Source organism: Micromonospora gifhornensis, assembly GCF_016863515.1.
GTDB classification, from domain to species: Bacteria; Actinomycetota; Actinomycetes; order Mycobacteriales; family Micromonosporaceae; genus Micromonospora; species Micromonospora gifhornensis.
Genome location: NZ_BOPA01000056.1, coordinates 15,462 through 34,077, shown reverse-complemented (window position 1 = coordinate 34,077; position 18,616 = coordinate 15,462). Strand labels below are relative to the sequence as shown.

Below are 18,616 nucleotides of genomic sequence, written 5' to 3'. Positions count from 1 at the left end.
CGATCCTGGATCGAGCACGATCTTGACGAGGTGCCCGTGGCCGCCGCCCACGACGTGCTCACCACGATCAACCAGACCCGCTGGGCCCCGCCCAACCCTCCCCACAACCCCGACGCCCCCTCCCCCACCCCTCCGCCCCGTCGATCATGGAGTTTCGGTCGGGACAAATAGTAGATATGCCTCGATCTGGCGACCAAAACTCCATGATCGACGGGGAAAGCGGGTGAGGACGGGGTGGGGAAGGCGGACGAGGGTGGGGTGTCAGTTGGGGGCGGGGCCGTTGTCTACGAGGCGGAAGCGGGCGGTTACCGGGGCGTCGCCGGCCTCTTCGAGGATCAGGCCTCGGGTCGGGGAGTTCTGGAGGTAGGCGGAGTTGCTGCTGATCAGGTAGGTGCCTCCGGCGGCGGGATCGAGGGAGAAAAGCTGTCGGGGTTCGTCCTGGTCGCAGGGGACGCCTTCGACGCGTAGTGGCTGGCTGCCGGCGGAGCGGACCTCCCAGCAGATGTCGGTCAGGTCGGTGTCGGGGTCGGCGGCGGTACGGATCTGGTAGGTGCCGGGGCCCTGTGGCGTGATCACGAACAGCCGGCGACCCTCGACGCCGTCGACCTCGGCGAGCCGGCCGTCGTCGAGCATCGACACTGCCGACTCGAACGCATCGGTGCGCACGATGGCTACCTGGCGTGTGCCGGACAGCAGCCGATCGGTGCTCGGCGGCACTGCGGCGGAACTGCTCGGCGCGGCAGGGGAACTGCTCGGTGCCGCAGGTGAGCTGCTGGGCGTCCCGGGCGAAGCCGTGGGCGAGGAGGACGGGCTGGTGGACGGGCCGATGACGGTGGACGGGCCGGCCGGGTCGATCGGCATCGACTGCGTGGAGCCGCCGAGGCGGGCCAGTGCGACGCCCGCGCCGAGCGCGACGACTGCGGTGGCGGCGAGTGCGACCGAGGCGGTCCGGCGACGTCGGCGGCGGATTTCGCCGCGTCGCCGGATGTCGGTGGCGGCGGGGATCCGGCTGTCCTGTCCGCCGTCGCGCGCCAGTGCCCGTAGGGCGTCGTCGAGCTGGTTGTCGAAGCTCACGTGCTGCGCCCTCCGTCCATGTGGGGACTGCTCTCCTCGGTCAGATGGGCGGCCAGCGCCCGGCGGCCCCGGGCCAGCCGGGTCTTGACGGTGTTCTCGTTGCTGCCCACCTCGGTCGCGATCTCGGTGACGCTGAGGCCGACCAGATGGTGCAGCACCACGACCCGACGCTGCTCGGTGGGGATGCGCCGCAGCGCAGTCACCACCGCGACGTGGTCGACCGAGGTGGCCTCCACCCGCTGCCCGGTGGCGTCCCGCCGGTGGGCGCGCAGCCGGTTGACGGTCTTGCGCCAGGCGCTCACCGCCACCCGGTAGGCCACCCGCCGTACCCAGGCTTCCGGGCTGTCGCACTCACGCACCGAGGACCACCGGTCCCAGGCCCGGGCGTACGCCTCGGCCACCGCGTCCTCGGCCTCGGCCCGGTTGCCGATCATCGCGTACAGCTGTCCCAGCACCCGCTGCACGGACGCGGAGTAGAAAGCGTCGAACTCCGCAGCGTCACGCATCGATAAAAGTCTCCCACCCGACCCGGTTGAACCCGTCAACTGTCTGGTCACGCCGGTGACCCGGCCGGGGGTGGACGGCCGGGTCACCGGGCCGGTCACTTGCGCGGGGCCGGGCCGGTGTCGTTGAACCGGAAGCTGCTGAACGGCGCGGCGTCGCCCAACTCCTCCAGGATCAGCCCGGATCGTACCGAGTCTCGCAGGTACGCCCAGCGGTTGCTGATCACGTACTCCCGGGGGCCGCCACCCTCGGCGGCGGTGATGACGAACCGCTGCGCCGGGTCGTTCGCCCGGCAGGTGGCACCCCGCACGTACAGCGGTTGGGTGTTCTGCGGGTTGTGCGACTGCCAGCAGATCGGCTTGCCGGTGCCGCCACCGTAGTACGCCTTGATCAGGTACTCCCCCGCGCCCAGCGGAGTCGGCACGAACACCTGCCGTCCCTCGGCGCCGTCCACCTCGGCAAGCCGACCACCGTCGAGCAGCGACAGGCCCGACTCGAAGGCTCCCACCCGTACGATCGTGATCCGGCGTGTGCCGGAGAGCACCGCGTCGACGCTCGGCGTCGGCTGCGGCTTGCCCGTCCCGGCACCGGGCGGCCGCGCCCCGGCCACCGGCACGGCCGCAGCCGGCGCCTCGACAGCCACCACGCTCGGCGTCGGTGTGTCGTTTTCGGACGCCGACGCGACCCCGTACACCGTTGCGGCGACGCCTGTCAGCGCCACCAGGCTCGCTCCAGCGAGCCATCTACCCACCACCACGTTTCCTCCCGGCTGCCTCGCCTGCCGGGGCCAGCAGCCCTGCCGACGGCTGGTCCTCGGTTGTTCAGCCTGATGACGCGTGGGGCCGGCAGCGGGTTTCACCCGTCCGCCGCATTGTTTGTCGGGCGTTGCGGACAGCCCGATGCTCAGCGCATCGCGAGCAGACGCATGCCGGTACGGATCAGGACCACCGCGCCTCCGGCGGCCATGACCATGCCGATGCCGGGCATCAGCTGGCCCCAACTGTCGGTGCTGGCGCTGAGGCTGATCAGGCGGGCAGCCTGCCAACCGACGATGAGCGCCACGGTCAGGCCGGGGATCAGGCTGTGCGCGATGGCCACCTTGCGGTACGGCAGCAGAGCACCGGCGATGGCGAGGAACGCCACGCTCAGCGTCCACAGTCCAGGGCCGGCCGCACCGTTCAGCGAACCGAACGGCGTGATGACCCAGGGCAGCAGCGAGCCGACCAGGGCGAGCAGGCCGCCGACGATCATGCCGAGGCTGCCGGCGTGGAGGATGCGACGGCGAGCCGGAGCGGCGGCGGTTGCGGTGTCAGGCATGTCGGGATGCTAGGTGCCCGCGACCGACAACGGTGCCCGACGATCGGCGAGTGGTCGGTATGCGTCGGCAGGCGGTCACCACATCACCACGAACAGCCGCATAGCAGACGCACCGTGGTCGTCGCACGGCACGGTCGACCGTTCGCGGAACTCTCCAGACCGCTCACCGACGCACAGCAGCCGTTCGACAGATCAACTCTTGCCTGCCTCGGCCGGTTCGCGTTCGCTTCCGAGACCAAAGGTGTGACCGACCGCACAGCCCGCGTCAAGGCAGCACGGGGCGCGGGAGCGCGGATCGGGCAGCGGCAAAGGCTCGTGCCCTCACCGGCCGGGTACGGCGCCGCAGGCCCCTCGCCGGATTCGTCGTTTCCGTACCGACCAGGAGGCTTCAAGAGATGACCGAGGTAACCCCCGAGCAGGAAGCCCGCGGTGGCGAGCCACCACCGCCCGGGTCGGCCCCGCCGGACAACGGTTGGCGCAAGGAGTACTGGAACCGGAACCTGCGGCTCATGGTGATCCTGCTGGCCATCTGGTTCATCGTGTCGTTCGGCTTCGGCGTTCTGCTGGTCGAGCCGCTCAACGAAATCGTCATCGCCGGATTCCCGCTCGGTTTCTGGTTCGCCCAACAGGGGTCGATCTACGTCTTCGTGATCCTGATCCTGGTCTACGCCAAGATGATGGACCGCCTGGACAGCCAGTTCGGGGTCGCCGAGCCGGAGACCGAGGAGGCGGCCAAGTGAGCGACATCCAGCTCTGGACACTTGTCTTCATCGGCGGATCCTTCGCCGTCTACCTCTACATCGCCTGGCGCAGCCGGGTGCGGGAGACCGCCGGCTTCTACGTCGCCGGCCAGGGCATTCCGACCGTCGCCAACGGTGCCGCGGTCGCCGCCGACTGGATGTCCGCCGCCTCTTTCATCTCGATGGCCGGCCTGATCGCCTTCCTCGGCTCGGACGGCTCCATCTACCTGATGGGCTGGACCGGTGGCTACGTCCTGCTGGCTCTGCTGATCGCGCCGTACCTGCGCAAGTGGGGCAAGTTCACGGTGCCCGAGTTCGTCGGCGACCGGTACTCGGAGACGGTGCGCACCGTGGCTGCCGTCGCGGCCATCATCATCTCCTTCACCTACGTGGTCGGGCAGATGCGCGGTGGTGGCATCGTCTTCAGCCGATTCCTGGGCCTGGACGTCACCGGCGGCGTCATCGTCGCCGCCGTGATCATCGGCCTGTACGCGGTGCTCGGCGGCATGAAGGGCATCACCTGGACCCAGGTGGCCCAGTACTCGGTGCTGATCACGGCCTACCTGATCCCCGCCGTGGCGGTGGCCCAGCAGATGACCGGCGTACCGATCCCGCAGCTGTCCTTCGGGCAGATCCTCGACGAGCTCAACGCGATAAGCGTCGAGCTGGGGATGGCCCAGTTCACCGAGGCGTTCGCGGCCCGTCCGCAGATCGACGTCTTCCTGGTAACCATGTCGCTGATGATCGGCACCGCCGGCCTGCCGCACGTGATCGTCCGGTTCTACACCACCAAGAGCGTGCGGGGCGCCCGCTACTCGGCGTTCTGGGCGCTGCTCTTCATCGCCCTGCTCTACACCACCGCTCCCGCGGTGGGCGCGTTCACCAAGCTGAACCTGTTGCAGGGTGTCAACGGCGTCTCGGCGGACGCGTTGCCCTCCTGGGTCAACAACTGGGCGGCGACCGGTCTGGTCACCGTCAGCGACGGTGTGTCGACCATCAACTCGGTCAGCAACAGCCCGACCTCCGGCGCGGACCTGATCGTCAACAACGACATCCTGGTGCTGGCCAGTCCTGAGATCGCCGGCCTGCCGGCACCGATCGTGGGCCTGGTCGCCGCCGGTGGTCTGGCCGCCGCCATGTCCACCGCCGCAGGCCTGCTGCTGGTCATCTCGTCGTCCTTCTCGCACGACCTGTACTTCCGGCGGGTCAAGCGGGACTCGACTGACAAGCAGCGGCTGCTGGCCGGCCGGATCGCCATGGGCCTGGCGGTGCTGATCTCCATCTACGCCGGCATCAACCCGCCCGCGTTCGTGGCCCAGGTGGTCGCCTTCGCGTTCGGGCTGGCAGCGGCGAGCTTCTTCCCGGTCATCGTGCTCGGCATCTTCTGGAAGAGATGCAACGCGACAGGCGCTGCCGCCGGCATGATCACCGGCTTGGTGTTCACCGCCAGCTACATGATCTACACGCTGCCGGTGTTCGGCACCGCGGCCAACCCGCACATTTTCGACATCAGCCCGGAGGGCATCGGCACCATCGGTGCCATCGTCAACTTCATCGTGACGATTGTCGTTTCGAAGCTGACGGCACCCCCTCCGGCGGAGATCTCGGAGATGGTGGAGAACATCCGGTACCCGTCCGAACGTCGCGCGGTGACCGCCGTCGCCGACTGAGCGCAGCACGTCCCGATCGGAGTCGGTCGCCGGCCCCATCCCTGCGATGGGGCCGCCGACCGGCCGGGTGCACTCACCCCTTTCGCAGCGGTGATCAACCCAATACGGTGTGTGGCAGCGCGACACGCCGATCCGGGGGGCCGACATGGCGGAGTTCGACTACATCGTGGTGGGTGCAGGCTCGGCCGGTTGTGTGCTGGCGAACCGGCTGACCGAGGACCCGGGCACGCGGGTCCTGCTCATCGAGGCCGGCGGCTGGGACCGCAGCCCCTGGGTCCGCATTCCCAAGGGATTCAGCCGCCTGATGGACGACCGACGCACCGCCTGGCACTACCCGGCGCAGGTCCGAGCGGGCCAGCAGGAGGTCTGGCAGCGCGGTCGGCTGGTCGGCGGGTCCAGCTCGATAAACGGCATGGTGTACGGCCGCGGCGACCGGCTCGACTACGACGAGCTGGAACGTCTCGGCAACCCCGGCTGGGGTTGGGACACCATGCTGCCGATCTTCAAGCGCCTGGAGGACAATCCGCTCGGCGCCTCGGACATGCGCGGCGCCGGCGGGCCGCTGCGCCTGTCCACCGCCACCGGCACCGATGAGATCAGTGAGAACGCCATCGCCGCCGGGGTGGAACTGGGCTGGCAGCGGGTGGACGACCTCAACGCCACCGACGACGAACGCATCGGCTACCTGATGGCGACCATCCGCGACGGTCGCCGCAGCAACGCCGCCGACGCCTTCCTGCACCCGGTCCGAATCCGACCCAACCTCACCGTCGTGGTCGACACCGTCGTGGTACGCATCCTGATCGAGAACGGTCAGGCGATCGGGGTACGCACCCGCCAGGGCGGTCAGAGTGTCGAGCATCGGGCCGCCGCCGAGGTGATCCTCGCCGCCGGGGCGATCGCCAGCCCGCAGTTGTTGCAGGTCTCCGGCATCGGGCCGGCCGACACCCTGCGCCGGGCCGGTGTGCCGGTGCTGGCGGACCGGCCGCGTGTCGGGGTCGGCATGCGCGAGCACCGCACCACGCCCATGCAGTTCCGGCTGGCCGGCCGGGCCGGTTACAACGCCCGCCTGAGCCGCCCACTCGGGCAGGCCCGCGAGATGCTGCGCTACCTGACCACCCGACGGGGGTTGCTCGCCCTACCGGTGTACGACGTCGGGGCGTACTTCCGCTCCGCGCCGGACGTCGGGCACCCCGACGCGCAGTTGCTGCTCGCGCCCTTCTCGGCAGCACTCCGACGCCCCGGACGGGCGATCGAGTTGGAGTCCGAGTCGGGGCTGATGGCCCAGGTCACGGTGACCCGGCCGGAGAGCGAAGGCAGCCTGGCCATCACCTCGGCGGACCCGGGCACCGCACCGGCGATCGTGGCGAACTACTTCACCGCCCCGCACGACCGTCGGGTCGCCGTCGGCGCGTTCCGGCGGGTGCGGGAGTTGTTCGGCACAGCGCCGATCGCCAAACGGATCGTCGCCGAGACGCTGCCCGGCCCGGCGGTGCAGGACGACGAGGAGATCATCGAGGCGGGGCTCGCCCTCGGCTACTGCGGCTACCACGCGGTGGGCACCTGCGCGATGGGCCCGGGCGACGACTTCGTGGTGGACCCCCGACTGCGGGTACGCGGTGTGGCCGGCCTGCGCATCGTGGACGCGTCGGTGCTGCCGATACTCGTCTCGGGATACCTCAACGCCCCGGTGATGGCGCTGGCCTGGCGCGCCGCCGACCTGATCCGCGCCGACCGCTGACCTCCCCCGCCTTCGCCCCTCCGCGACCCCCGCATCCGTACCCCAGCGGCCGGCAGCCGCACCTCGGCAATCGGCGTCGCCCGTCACGGACACCGCCTGACGACGCAGGCTGATCATCTGATGCTGCTGGTCACGTGACCACCCACGTGGCTGTTATCGGCGTTGACCGCAACACTACCCGTAAAGCATCCTAGGCAGATAGGCCAAAGAGAAGCGGCCGGCTCGGCGCGCCTGAATGCCCATGCCGGGTCAAGTGGCGGAGAGTTACCAGGCGGTGCATCGTGCTGCCGACCCGACCGCTCGGGCGGGATCGTCCGGCTGGCTGTGACCTGCGTTACCAATGCCCGGAGCGGGAATCAGCTCGCCGGTCGTGGGTTGCAGCCAGTTGTGACGATCACGCCGCTGACTGCTCTGACCGCCCGTTTCGTGGAGACGATCCGATGACCTCTGTCGACACGGCCGTGGCGCCGCGGCCGGTGATGCCCGGCGACCTGATGACCCCTCGGCAACGCCTGCGGCTGATCCTCGTACTCGGCTCGCTGATCGCGGTGGGGCCGCTGACCATCGACATGTACCTGCCAGCGCTGCCCGCGATCGTCGACGACTTCGCGACCAGCTCGGCGGCGGTCCAGCTGACCCTCACCGGCACGCTTATCGGTCTCGCGTTGGGTCAGCTGCTGATCGGTCCCCTCTCCGACGCCGTCGGACGCCGGGCACCGCTGATCGCCGGCACCGCGCTGCACATCATCGCCTCGGTGTGCTGCGCGCTCGCCCCGAACGTCACCGTGCTGGGGGCGCTGCGGGTCGTGCAGGGTCTCGGCGCGGCAGCCGCCGCCGTGATCGCCATGGCCGTGGTGCGTGACCTGTTCACCGGCATCGCATTCGCCCGCACGCTGTCCCGGCTGCTGCTGGTGATGGGTGCCGCGCCGGTGCTCGCCCCCACGCTCGGCAGCGAACTGCTGCGGTGGACGCAGTGGCGTGGCGTGTTCGCGGCCCTGGCCGTCTTCGGCGTACTGCTGATGCTCGTCGCCGTGTTGGGGCTGCCGGAGACGTTGCCGCCCGCGCAGCGGCAACGCGGCGGGCCGCTGCACATCGCGCGGCTCTACGGTGGTCTGCTCCGCGACCGCGCCTTCGTCGGATTGATCATGGTTGCCGGTCTGGCCATGGCGGCGCTGTTCGCCTACGTCGCCGGGTCCTCGTTCGTCATGCAGGAGCAGTACGGGCTGGACGAGCAGCAGTTCGGGCTCGCCTTCGGTGCCGGTGCCGTCGGGCTGATCGCCGCCACCCAGGGCAACGTGCGACTGCTGCGCCGCTACACCCCGCAGCGGATCCTGCTGGTCGCCCTGCTCGCGGGCACCGCTGCCGCTCTGGTGCTCGTCGCGCTCGCCGTGACCGGATTCGGCGGGCTGCCGGCGCTGCTGGCCGCGCTGTGGTTGGTGCTGGCCGCGACCGGCCTCGCGCTGCCGAACGCGCCGGCGTTGGCGCTCAGCCGGCACGGTGAGGCGGCCGGTACCGCTTCCGCTCTGCTCGGCGCGGTGCAGTTCGGCGTCGGCGCGGTGGCCGCGCCGCTGGTCGGCGTGCTCGGCAACGGCGCGGTGGCGATGGCCGCGGTGATCGCCGGCGGCCTGGCCTCGGCACTGCTCGCCCTGCTCGTCGTGGCCCGGCCCGACCAGCTCGCCGCAGTGGAAGCGGAGCCGGTGGCCGTCGCACTGCACTGATCCGGTGCCGGCGCACAGACGGGGCAGCCTCGCGACGACATCAGGGCCGGGAAATGCGAAAAGCAGGAAGCTGATCGCTTCCTGCCACTCTTAACTTATAGCGCACAGGGGGTCTTGCGGCAAGACCCTGGTGATGGCGCAGAATCTGCGCCCGAGGCCACGAGCTGCGGAAACGGCAGCGCCTGCGGTGTGAGTGCAGCCGCAGGAACTGGTGGCCGAATCCTTCACCGAATGGGCGGCGCATGTTTGACGTGATCGTTGTGGGCGGCGGACCGACCGGCCTGATGCTGGCCGCCGAGTTACGGCTGCACGGGGTGCAGGTCGTCGTACTGGAAAAGGATTCGCAGCCGACGAGTTTCGTCCGGTCGCTCGGCCTGCACGTACGCAGCATCGAGGTGTTGGACCAGCGCGGGCTGCTGGACACCTTCCTCGCGCACGGCCAGCGGTACCCGGTCGGCGGCTTCTTCGCCGGGATCGACAAGCCGGCGCCGGAGCTGGACAGCGCACACGCGTACGTGCTCGGCATTCCGCAGACCACCACCGACCGGCTGCTCGCCGAGCATGCCGTGGCCGTCGGCGCGGACCTGCGGCGCGGCTGCGAAGTGGTCGGGCTGAGTCAGGACGAGCACGGCGTCACCGCCGAGCTGGCAGACGGCACCCGGTTGCGGGCACGCTACCTGGTCGGGTGTGACGGCGGGCGCAGCACCGTACGCAATCTGCTCGGGGTTGGTTTTCCCGGCGAGCCGAGCCGGGTCGACACGCTGCTGGGTGAGATGGAGGCGGATGCCCCGCTGGACACGATCGTCGCCAGGGTCACCGAGATCCGCAAGACCCAGAAGCGGTTCGGTCTCGGGCCCCTCGGCAACGGGGTCTACCGGGTCATCGTGCCCGCCGAGAAGGTGGCCGTCGACCGGACCGTCGCGCCGACGCTCGACGAGTTCAAACAGCAACTGCGGGCGTACGCGGGCACCGACTTCGGGGTGCACTCACCGCGCTGGCTGTCCCGCTTCGGTGACGCCACCCGGCTGGCCGAGCGTTACCGGGTGGACCGGGTGCTGTTGGCCGGCGACGCCGCGCACATCCACCCGCCGACCGGTGGGCAGGGCCTCAACCTCGGCATCCAGGACGCGGTAAACGTCGGCTGGAAACTGGCGGCCGAGGTCAACGGGTGGGCCCCGGAGGGGCTGCTGGACAGTTACCACACCGAACGGCATCCGGTCGCCGCGGACGTGCTGGACAACACTCGGGCGCAGATGGAATTGCTCTCCACCGAGCCGGGCCCGCAGTCGATGCGCCGGCTGCTGTCGGAGCTGATGGACTTCGAGGAGGTCAACCGGCACCTGACCGAGAAGATCACCGCGATCGGCGTCCGGTACGACTTCGGCGTGGGGCACGACCTGCTCGGCCGACGGATGCGGGACGTGCCGTTGCAGCGGGGACGCCTCTACGAGCTGACCCGGACCGGTCGTGGGCTGCTGCTCGACCAGACCGGCCGGCTCTCGGTCGCCGGCTGGGCCGACCGGGTCGATCACGTCGTGGACACCAGTGGCGAGCTGGACGTACCCGCGATCCTGCTGCGGCCCGACGGCCACATCGCCTGGGCCGGTGCCGATCAGCAGGAGTTGCGGGGCCAGCTACCGCGCTGGTTCGGCGACCCGACTGATTGACGTGATGTGCGAGCATCTCGCGCATGTCTGAGCTGACGGTGCGACCGATGACCGAGGCAGAGTTCGACAGGTGGCGGGCCGGCATTGTGCGGGCCTTCGCGGACGCGCAGGTGGCGGCCGGCAACTGGCCCGCCGAGGAGGCCCAGGAACTGGCCCAGCAGAACAACGACGCCCTGCTGCCGGCGGGTTTCGGCACCCCCGGGATGCTGTTCCTCACCGGTGAACTCCGCGACGGGACACCGATCGGGGTGTTGTGGATCGGCCTCACCCATCCGCGTGGCGTTCCGGACTGCGCGTTCCTCTACGACATCGAGATCGGCGCGGACCACCGTGGGGCGGGTTACGGGCGGGCCCTGCTCGCCGCCGGTGAGGACGCGGTCCGTCGGCACGGCGTCGGTGCCATCGAACTCAACGTCTTCGGTGACAACGCCCGCGCCGTCGGGCTGTACGGCAGTTCGGGATACCGGGTGGTCACGCAGCAGATGCGGAAGACCCTGGTGGCGCAGCAGTGAGTCGCTGGTTTGACCACGCTCGCAGTGGGCAGGACCAGCGGCATGCTGGTTGACCTGATGGGACGCATGGACGACACGCTGACGCTCGCGATCCAGGGCTACGGATGGCTGCCCAACCGCCTGCGCCACAGCCCGGACGACGTGGTGCGGACCCGTCTGCTCGGTCAGACCACGGTGGCGCTGCGCGGGCCCGACGCCGCCCGGTTCTTCTACGACGAGCAGCACATCCGCCGGCACGGCGCCATTCCCGAGCCGCTGCGCGGCACGCTGTTCGGCAAGGGCGCCGTACACACCCTCGACGGCGAGCCGCACCGGGTGCGCAAGGCGATGTTCACCGCGCTGCTGATGAACGGCGGCTACGACGGCCTGGTGGAGCGGGCCGACACGGCGTGGGACGCGGCCACCCGATCCTGGGCGGGGCGGCAGGTGGTGCTCTTCGACGAGACGGCCCCCGTGTTGGCCCGCGCGGTCTGCGAGTGGACCGGCATCCCCGTGCAGCCGCAGGACCTTCCGGCACTCGCGGCCGACCTGGTCGCGATGGTCGACGGCTTCGCCACTGCCGGGCCCCGGCACTGGCGGGCCCGCCGGGCGCGGGGACGTCGGGAGCGCTGGCTGGCCGACATCGTCACCCAGCTCCGGCGGGGTGAGCTTGACGTGCCGCCGGGCGCGGCGCTGGCGGTCGTGGCCGAGCACCGGGACAGCGACGGTGAACTGCTCGACCCGCGGATCGCCGCGGTGGAACTGCTCAACATCATCCGACCGACCGTCGCGGTGACCTGGTTCGTGACCTTCGCCGGACACGCCCTGCACCGCTGGCCCGAGCACCGCGACCGGCTCCGACAGGGCGACACCGTCTTCGCCGAGGCATTCGCCCACGAGGTACGCCGCTTCTACCCGTTCGCACCCTTCATCGGCGGCCGGGCCAGGACCGACCTGACCTGGCGCGGCGTGGACATCCCCGCCGGCGCGATCGTCCTGCTCGACCTGTACGGCCAGAACCACGACGCGCGACTCTGGCCGGACCCGTACCGGTTCGATCCGGACCGCTTCGTCGGTCGGGAGATCGGTGCCTTCGACCTCGTACCGCAGGGCGGCGGCGACCCGCGTACCGGCCATCGCTGCCCCGGGGAGCAGATCACCGTCGCGCTACTGAAGGCCCTGGCCGTACGGCTGGCCCGCCTCGACCACCAGGTGCCCGCCCAGGACCTGGACATTCCGCTGCACCGCATCCCGACCCGGCCGGTCAGCGGTCTGGTGATGGCCGTGCCCGCCCGCAGCGCCGCGCCACTGGCCACCCACTGACGCGCCGCTGAGCAGCCGCTGACACCGGGTGCCTCGCACCGCAGCCGAGGACCCACTGAAACGCCGGTGCCCCGCCGTTGAGCAGGCGGGGCACCGGCGTTTCGAGCTGGATCAGCCGACCGAGGCGGGGAACCTTTCCCAGACCCGGTGGTTGGTCATCAGTTGCTGGACGGTGCCGAAGACGTCATCGGCGGAGTCGCCGGTGACCACACCCGGGCTGCCGGTGACACCGGCCTGGTCCAGGACGGTGACGCCGGCGCCCCAGGCGCCGATCGCCTTGGCGTGCCGCCAGACCTCCTCGACCAGGAGCAGCACCCGGGGGTCGACGGTGGCGGAGTTCGCCGCGCCGGCCTTGGCGTCCCGGGCGGGCAGCGCGTCGGGGGCCGGTGGTGGGGCGGCGGCGAGCAGGAGCGCGTCGAACTCGACCGAGCGGCCGGTGGCGAAGGTGCGCTGCACCGGCAGATCGCCGATCATGCCGCCGTGCCCGGCGATCAGCAGCGGCACCATGTCCGCGGCGAAGACGGCGCGACGCACCTGGTGGAGGGTGTCGAGGTCGCTGTCGTCGGTCACCACGATGCCGACCGTCCGGCCGTCGACCGGCCACTGCCGGCCCACCTGCGAGAGCGCGGGGCTGGGCTCGACGTCGGCCAGCGGTACTGTCGGCTTCGGTGCGGGCAGTCCCAGGCCGGTGGCGACCTGGGCGCAGAGCACCGGGTCGATGTTGGCCAGGCATTGCAGCTGCCGTTCCTTGATCGCCTGGTGGTAGCACTTGCCCAGCTCGAAGGTGTAGGCCCGGATGATGTGTTCCTGCTCGACCGGGGACATGCTCAGCCAGAAGAGCCGGGCCTGGCTGAAGTGATCGTCGAAGGACGCCGGACTCTGCCGGATCTTGGGGGCCTGGGCCACCTGGACGGGTACGTCGACGAACGGGTGGTCGTCGTCGCCGGCCGGGAACGGGTTGCCGCCGTCGAGGGAGTTCGGCCGGTAGGGTGCCACCCCGGCGTGGATGGCGTGCTGGTGGAAGCCGTCCCGCAGCATGTCGTTGACCGCGGCGTGCGGCCGGTTGATCGGGATCTGCGAGAAGTTCGGCCCGGCCAGCCGGGTCAACTGCGTGTCGACGTACGAGAAGAGGCGGCCCTGCAACAGCGGGTCGTTCGTGACGTCGATGCCCGGCGGCAGGTGACCGACGTGGAAGGCGACCTGCTCGGTCTCGGCGAAGAAGTTCGTCGGGGTGCGGTTGAGCACCAGCTTGCCGATGGGCTGCACCGGCGCGAGCTCCTCCGGCACGATCTTGGTCGGGTCGAGCAGGTCGATGCCGGCGAACGTCTCCTCCGGGGTGTCCGGGAAGACCTGGATGCCGAGTTCCCACTCGGGAAACGCGCCGGCCTCGATGGCGTCGTAGAGGTCCCGACGGTGGAAGTCCGGGTCGATCCCGTTGAGCAGCTGCGCCTCCTCCCAGACCAGGGAGTGCACGCCCAGCTTGGGCTTCCAGTGGAACTTTACAAGCGCCGTCTCCCCCGCCGCGTTGACCATGCGGAAGGTGTGGACCCCGAAGCCCTCCATGGTCCGGTACGAGCGCGGGATGCCCCGGTCGGACATGTTCCACATGGTGTGGTGCTGCGCCTCGGTGTGCAGGGAGACGAAGTCCCAGAAGGTGTCGTGGGCGCTCTGCGCCTGCGGGATCTCCCGGTCCGGGTGCGGCTTGGCGGCGTGGATGATGTCGGGGAACTTGATGGCGTCCTGGATGAAGAAGACCGGCATGTTGTTGGCGACCAGGTCGAAGGTGCCCTCGTCGGTGTAGAACTTGGTGGCGAAGCCACGGGTGTCGCGTACCGTGTCGGCCGAACCGCGCGAACCGAGCACGGTGGAGAAGCGGACGAAGACCTCGGTCTCGCGGCCCTTGCGCAGGAAACCGGCCCGGGTGACGTTCTCGGCGGTGCCGTACGCGGTGAACAGCCCGTGCGCGCCGGCGCCCCGGGCGTGCACGACCCGCTCGGGGATGCGCTCGTGGTCGAAGTGGGTGATCTTTTCCCGCAGGTGGTGGTCCTGGAGCAGCACCGGGCCGCGCGGTCCCGCCTTGAGCGAGTGGTCCGTGTCCCGCAGCCGCGCCCCCTGCGCGGTGGTGAGGAAGGGACCCTGCTGACCCTTTGCCGTCGGCGGCGTGCCGGTCTTCGCGCCGGTGGGCGTACGGGTCTGCGGAGTGCCCTGCTCGGGCTTGGGTGGCAGCGGGTCGTGCGGGGTGGTCGGCTCCGCCAGGGACGGCGGGGCGCTGCCCGGCGCACCGGGCACCTGCGGGGTCAGTGCCTCGGTGACCTTCTCCGCCGCGGATTCCACGACGTCCTTGACCGCCTTGGCGGGGTTACGCGATTCCATCTCTGCAGGTACCTCCCTGGAGCACAACGACCGGACCCCAGGGGCGGTACCCTGGCCAGGGAGAACAAAACGGGCCGAAGACACTCGACGCCGCCGAATCGATCACATCCGCCGGAGCGGGCGCTTGCCGGCGCAGGAGATCAGCGCGGCGACAGGCTCAACTGATCGAAATAGGTCTTCATGGCCGGGTAGTAGTCGTCGAACGACGGCATCGTGGTGCCGTGGTGGGCGGCCAGCAGCCGATCCAGGTAGTACTCCCAGCCGGGCCCGATCTCGCCGAGGCCCTCGACCGTGTCCAGGTGCTGGACGAAGCGCAGTTCCGTCCGCTCCCCCTGCGGGGTGAGCTGCACCTCCCACCGCCAGGAACCGGCTTCGTCCTGGCTGGAGAGGGCGAGCCGACGGGGTGGCTCACAGGCGTCGATCCGTAGCTCGGACCACGGCTGCCCGTCCTCGAAGGCCATCTGGAGTCGGACGCTGCGACCGGGTGCGGCGTGACCGTCCCAGCGGCCGTACCAGCGGGCCGTGCGGTCAGGTTCGGTAAGGCTGGCCCAGACGTCCTCGACGGGGGCGCGAAATTCGCGGGTGATGACCAGGTCGGTGCCGCGGTCGGTGCCGAAGAGGCGTCCGGTTGGTGTGAGTGTCACGCTGTCCGCTCCTCACGGTGGTTGGGCGAGCGGCCGGTACGGCGCTCGCGGCGGGTACGGTGAACCTCGGTCTCCAGCGCGTCGAACCGGCGCTCCCAGCGCTCGGGCTGAGCGAACTGCGACAGCCAACGATTCAGCTCGTCGAAGCGTGTCGCGTCCAACTCGTAGCGACGCTCGCGACCCACCAGGGTGTCGTGCACCAGACCGCTCTCGCGCAGCACGCGCAGGTGGCGACTGACCGCGGGTCGGCTGATCTCGAAGTGTTCGGCGATCCGCCCGGCTGTGAGCCGGCGTTCCCGCAGCAGTTCGAGGATCCGCCGGCGGACCGGATCGGCGATGGCGCCGGCTACCTTGTCCACCGCAGAAGCGTAACCGATGGGTTACGGGTATTCCAGCGGAGCACCGGGCCGCTCAGATGGTGATGACCACCTTCGCCCGGGCGTGTTCGCCTTCGAGGTAGCCGATGGCCTGTGGCACCTCGTGCAGCGGGTAGGTCCGGTCGATGACCGGGGTGAGCCGGCCTGCCTCCACGTACGCGCGGAGGGTGTCGAGGTGGGCACGGCTGGGTGTCGCGGTGAGGATGGCGATGCGCTGCCCGACGACGGGGGCCAGCAGCCGCCCTCGGGCCAGCAACCAGACCGGTCCGAGCAGGCTGCCCCGACGGCGGACACCGCCGCCGGAGAGCACAAGCGTCCCGGTCGGGGTCACCGCGCGCCGCAGCGCGGCCAGTGAACGGTTGCCGACCAGGTCGAACACCAGGTCGTGGCGGCGGTCGTCGCGGGTGAAGTCGTCGCAGGTGTAGTCGACCACGTGGTCGGCGCCCAGGGAGCGGACCAGGTCGACGTTGCGGGTGCTGCACACCGCCGTCACGGTCGCGCCGAGGGCCTTGGCCAGCTGCACGGCCAGGGTGCCGACGCCGCCGGAGGCGCCGTTGACGAGGACCCGTTGACCGGGCTCGACCCGCCCGACGTCGGACAGTCCCATGAGGGCGGTGACCCCGGCCAGCGGCAGGGCGGCGGCCTGCTGCGGGGTCAGGTTCGTCGGCGCGGGCGCGACCAGGGTCTCCGGTACGCAGACGTACTCGGCGAACGCGCCGTTGGCGTCGCCGAGGTCGCCGAAGACGGCGTCGCCGGGGCGTACCTGGTGGACGTCGGGACCGACGGCGCTCACCCGGCCGGCGAAGTCGCGGCCACGGATGCGCGCCCGAGGCTTCGCCGGGCCGAAGGCCAGTCGGGACATCCAGGGGTCGCCGCGCACGATGTGCCAGTCGTACGCGTTGAGCGCGGCGGCCTCGACGCGCACGAGCACCTCGCCGGCGGCGGGCACCGGCACGTCGACGTCGGCGAGGTGCAGTGTCTCGGGCGGGCCGTACCGGTCCTGGACGATCGCTCTCATCGCGCTTCCCCCCCTTGCCAGGTGTACGGCGTACACCGTTGCGACCTACGGTAGGTGTACGCCGTACACCTGTCAAGGCGGTTATGGTTTTCCCGGCACCCGGAAGACGAGGACCACGATGGCTGAGCAGGCAGGAACGCCCCGGCGAACACCGCTGAGCAGGGAGCGGATCCTGCGCACCGCGATCGCGCTCGCCGACACCGCCGGGATCGAGTCGCTCAGCATGCGCAACCTCGCCCAGGAACTGGGCGTGGTGCCCATGGCGCTCTACAAACACGTGGCCAACAAGGACGAACTGCTCGACGCGATGATCGACATGGTGGTCGGCGAGATCGACACGTCGATCCCCGACACCGACTGGAAGCAGGCCATCCGGGGACGGATCCTGTCGGCCCGCTCGGCGTTGCAACGCCATCCCTGGGCGGCGCTCGCGATCGAGTCACGGAACATGGCGACCCCGGCGATCCTGGGCTACCTCGACTCCGTGGTCGCCACCCTGCGTTCCGGCGGGCTCTCCGCCGACCTCGCCCACCACGTGATGCACGCGATGGGTAGCCGGGTCCTCGGCTTCAGCCAGGAACTGTTCGACACCGCCCGCGACGCCGGCCGTTCCGGCCCGGCCGCCGCGCCGCAGCCGGCCGCCATGCCACCGGAGGTCGCGGCCCGGTTCCCGCACCTCGCGGAGATCGCCACGGCGGCGTCCCACGACGACGCGTCGGTGGTGGGGTCCGGCTGCGACGACCAGTTCGAGTTCGAGTTCGCGCTGGACCTGCTGCTCGACGGCATCGAACGGTTGCAGCAGCAGGGATGGACGTCAGCGCACCGGTGATCTGTCGGCGCCGGCCGCAGTGGTCAGCCCAACTGGTGCGGTCAGCCCGGCCGCAGTGGTCAGTTCGGCTGGTGGGTCAGTCCGGTTCGGGTAGGCGGCCCTCGGCTCGCAGTCGGGCGAAGTGGACCTCGGGTGGCGGCTCAGGATCCGGATCGGAGGGACGTGGCCCCTCCGGCCCGTCGGCGGCGAAGCGCAGCAGCGTCTCCACCCGGATGACCCGGAGCCGTCGGCCGCACACACTCACCTCGTCGGCGCGGCTGGCTTCCAGGTCGTCGGCGGCGCGGCGGTACTCGGCGGCCTCCGCCGCGCTGGGATTGGCGATGCGCGGGGTCAGCCACCGGAGGTCGAAGAGGATCAGCTCGCGGGCCTGCTGCGGAGTCGCGACCGCCCGGCTCGACGGCTGCCAGACGCCGGCCACCTGCTCGGCCACGGCGTAGCGGGTGGGCAGCAGCACGCCGTTGGGATGTGAGCGTACGGCGGCGACACTGTCGGCGTACGCGGCCGGCGACACGTCCGCCTTCGGGTAGCGGGCGGGCAGCAACTCGACCTTCAACACCGCTGCGCCGACGCCGGTGGGTGCGGCCGGGTCGGCGATCAGGTCGGCCCCGCCGAGGAAGCTGTCACAGGTGTCAGCCTGGCGGGGATCCAGGTCGGTGGGGCGTGGCGGCTCCGGCCCGGCCGGGCCGAACCGGGCGAAGGTGTCCGCCCGGATCACCCGGTGCCGACGCCCGCCGACGGTCACCTCGTCGACCTTCTGCCAGTCCAGCACCTCACCCACCGCCGTCAACTCGGCGACCAGGTCGGCGTCGGTGGCGGTGGCGAGTCGTTCGCGCAGCCGGTGGGCCACGGCGTCGCGGGCGGCCTGCGGAGTGTCCTCGACGAGACCGTGCACCCGCCACCGCCCACCACCGAGATCGATCGCGTGACCGAACAGCGGGGCGCCGATGCGCAGGACCGGATACGCCTCGGCGCGTTGCACGGCGTCGTGGTCGGTCACCACGGCAACCGGGTCGTCCCTGCGCCGGAACCGGATCACCACCCCCGGAAACTGCTCTGCGTCATCCACACATGGCATTCTGTGACCGCCCGGATCGACACGCCAGGCCGCCACGCGCGACATGACGACCGGT

17 protein-coding genes are annotated in these 18,616 nt (G+C 70.6%); 8 read left to right on the top strand and 9 right to left on the bottom strand.

What is annotated here, in order from left to right:
- Window positions 1-261: 261 nt before the first annotated feature.
- From Vgi01_RS28060 to Vgi01_RS28045, 4 genes are all read right to left on the bottom strand, one after another.
- A complete protein-coding gene (locus Vgi01_RS28060; RefSeq protein WP_204293062.1) occupies window positions 262-1,074 on the bottom strand; it encodes an RICIN domain-containing protein in 813 nt (270 codons plus the stop codon).
- Window positions 1,071-1,580 carry a sigma-70 family RNA polymerase sigma factor gene (locus Vgi01_RS28055; RefSeq protein WP_102656410.1) on the bottom strand — a complete coding sequence of 170 codons (510 nt, stop codon included), beginning with the start codon at window positions 1,578-1,580 and terminating at the stop codon, window positions 1,071-1,073. The genes Vgi01_RS28060 and Vgi01_RS28055 overlap by 4 nt, the downstream gene beginning before the upstream one ends.
- 95 nt (window positions 1,581-1,675) lie before the next feature.
- Window positions 1,676-2,335, bottom strand: a complete 660-nt coding sequence (locus Vgi01_RS28050) for a hypothetical protein (RefSeq protein ID WP_233196592.1) — start codon at window positions 2,333-2,335, stop codon at window positions 1,676-1,678.
- Window positions 2,336-2,481: 146 nt separating this feature from the next.
- Window positions 2,482-2,895 carry a hypothetical protein gene (locus Vgi01_RS28045; RefSeq protein WP_204293061.1) on the bottom strand — a complete coding sequence of 138 codons (414 nt, stop codon included), beginning with the start codon at window positions 2,893-2,895 and terminating at the stop codon, window positions 2,482-2,484.
- A gap of 395 nt (window positions 2,896-3,290) precedes the next feature.
- Between Vgi01_RS28045 and Vgi01_RS28040 the strand changes: the two genes are divergently transcribed.
- The 7 genes from Vgi01_RS28040 to Vgi01_RS28010 all read left to right on the top strand — a co-directional run bounded on the left by Vgi01_RS28040 (window position 3,291) and on the right by Vgi01_RS28010 (window position 12,245).
- Window positions 3,291-3,635, top strand: a complete 345-nt coding sequence (locus Vgi01_RS28040; RefSeq protein ID WP_102656413.1) for a DUF4212 domain-containing protein — start codon at window positions 3,291-3,293, stop codon at window positions 3,633-3,635.
- Window positions 3,632-5,305, top strand: a complete 1,674-nt coding sequence (locus tag Vgi01_RS28035) for a sodium:solute symporter family protein (protein WP_102656414.1) — start codon at window positions 3,632-3,634, stop codon at window positions 5,303-5,305. Before Vgi01_RS28040 ends, Vgi01_RS28035 begins: the two co-directional genes overlap by 4 nt.
- 145 nt (window positions 5,306-5,450) lie before the next feature.
- On the top strand, window positions 5,451-7,046 hold the full coding sequence (locus Vgi01_RS28030; RefSeq protein ID WP_204293060.1) for a GMC family oxidoreductase: 1,596 nt from the start codon (window positions 5,451-5,453) through the stop codon (window positions 7,044-7,046).
- Window positions 7,047-7,486: 440 nt separating this feature from the next.
- Window positions 7,487-8,764 (top strand): multidrug effflux MFS transporter, encoded by a 1,278-nt coding sequence (locus tag Vgi01_RS28025; RefSeq protein WP_239089196.1) that lies wholly within the window; start codon window positions 7,487-7,489, stop codon window positions 8,762-8,764.
- A 242-nt stretch (window positions 8,765-9,006) separates the two neighbouring features.
- Window positions 9,007-10,431: a rifampin monooxygenase gene (rox, locus tag Vgi01_RS28020; protein ID WP_204293059.1), complete on the top strand. Its 1,425-nt coding sequence runs from the start codon at window positions 9,007-9,009 to the stop codon at window positions 10,429-10,431.
- Window positions 10,432-10,478: 47 nt separating this feature from the next.
- Entirely contained in the window at window positions 10,479-10,943 is a 465-nt protein-coding gene (locus Vgi01_RS28015; protein WP_239089195.1) for a GNAT family N-acetyltransferase, read from the top strand.
- A 42-nt stretch (window positions 10,944-10,985) separates the two neighbouring features.
- Window positions 10,986-12,245, top strand: coding sequence for a cytochrome P450 (locus tag Vgi01_RS28010; protein ID WP_204293057.1), 1,260 nt, complete (start codon window positions 10,986-10,988; stop codon window positions 12,243-12,245).
- A gap of 111 nt (window positions 12,246-12,356) precedes the next feature.
- Here the strand turns inward: Vgi01_RS28010 and Vgi01_RS28005 are convergent, their stop codons facing one another.
- The 4 genes from Vgi01_RS28005 to Vgi01_RS27990 form a co-directional block, all read right to left on the bottom strand.
- Window positions 12,357-14,618, bottom strand: a complete 2,262-nt coding sequence (locus tag Vgi01_RS28005; protein WP_204293056.1) for a catalase — start codon at window positions 14,616-14,618, stop codon at window positions 12,357-12,359.
- A gap of 140 nt (window positions 14,619-14,758) precedes the next feature.
- Window positions 14,759-15,262 (bottom strand): SRPBCC family protein, encoded by a 504-nt coding sequence (locus Vgi01_RS28000; RefSeq protein ID WP_204293055.1) that lies wholly within the window; start codon window positions 15,260-15,262, stop codon window positions 14,759-14,761.
- On the bottom strand, window positions 15,259-15,621 hold the full coding sequence (locus tag Vgi01_RS27995; protein WP_102656420.1) for a metalloregulator ArsR/SmtB family transcription factor: 363 nt from the start codon (window positions 15,619-15,621) through the stop codon (window positions 15,259-15,261). The genes Vgi01_RS28000 and Vgi01_RS27995 overlap by 4 nt, the downstream gene beginning before the upstream one ends.
- 52 nt (window positions 15,622-15,673) lie before the next feature.
- A complete protein-coding gene (locus Vgi01_RS27990) occupies window positions 15,674-16,657 on the bottom strand; it encodes an NAD(P)-dependent alcohol dehydrogenase (protein ID WP_102656421.1) in 984 nt (327 codons plus the stop codon).
- Window positions 16,658-16,775: 118 nt separating this feature from the next.
- Between Vgi01_RS27990 and Vgi01_RS27985 the strand changes: the two genes are divergently transcribed.
- Window positions 16,776-17,486, top strand: a complete 711-nt coding sequence (locus tag Vgi01_RS27985) for a TetR/AcrR family transcriptional regulator (RefSeq protein ID WP_204293054.1) — start codon at window positions 16,776-16,778, stop codon at window positions 17,484-17,486.
- A gap of 76 nt (window positions 17,487-17,562) precedes the next feature.
- On the opposite strand, the gene Vgi01_RS27980 is transcribed toward Vgi01_RS27985, so the two are convergent.
- Window positions 17,563-18,561, bottom strand: coding sequence for a DUF5954 family protein (locus Vgi01_RS27980; protein WP_239089193.1), 999 nt, complete (start codon window positions 18,559-18,561; stop codon window positions 17,563-17,565).
- Between the last annotated feature and the right edge of the window lie 55 nt (window positions 18,562-18,616).

Coding starts and splice junctions, on each gene's coding strand:
- Vgi01_RS28055 (WP_102656410.1), bottom strand. CDS start 1,580: ATGCGTGACGCTGCGGAGTTCGACGCTTTCTACTCCGCGTCCGTGCAG.
- Vgi01_RS28045 (WP_204293061.1), bottom strand. CDS start 2,895: ATGCCTGACACCGCAACCGCCGCCGCTCCGGCTCGCCGTCGCATCCTC.
- Vgi01_RS28040 (WP_102656413.1), top strand. CDS start 3,291: ATGACCGAGGTAACCCCCGAGCAGGAAGCCCGCGGTGGCGAGCCACCA.
- Vgi01_RS28030 (WP_204293060.1), top strand. CDS start 5,451: ATGGCGGAGTTCGACTACATCGTGGTGGGTGCAGGCTCGGCCGGTTGT.
- Vgi01_RS28025 (WP_239089196.1), top strand. CDS start 7,487: ATGACCTCTGTCGACACGGCCGTGGCGCCGCGGCCGGTGATGCCCGGC.
- rox (WP_204293059.1), top strand. CDS start 9,007: ATGTTTGACGTGATCGTTGTGGGCGGCGGACCGACCGGCCTGATGCTG.
- Vgi01_RS28015 (WP_239089195.1), top strand. CDS start 10,479: ATGACCGAGGCAGAGTTCGACAGGTGGCGGGCCGGCATTGTGCGGGCC.
- Vgi01_RS28010 (WP_204293057.1), top strand. CDS start 10,986: ATGCTGGTTGACCTGATGGGACGCATGGACGACACGCTGACGCTCGCG.
- Vgi01_RS28005 (WP_204293056.1), bottom strand. CDS start 14,618: ATGGAATCGCGTAACCCCGCCAAGGCGGTCAAGGACGTCGTGGAATCC.
- Vgi01_RS27990 (WP_102656421.1), bottom strand. CDS start 16,657: ATGAGAGCGATCGTCCAGGACCGGTACGGCCCGCCCGAGACACTGCAC.
- Vgi01_RS27985 (WP_204293054.1), top strand. CDS start 16,776: ATGGCTGAGCAGGCAGGAACGCCCCGGCGAACACCGCTGAGCAGGGAG.
- Vgi01_RS27980 (WP_239089193.1), bottom strand. CDS start 18,561: ATGCCATGTGTGGATGACGCAGAGCAGTTTCCGGGGGTGGTGATCCGG.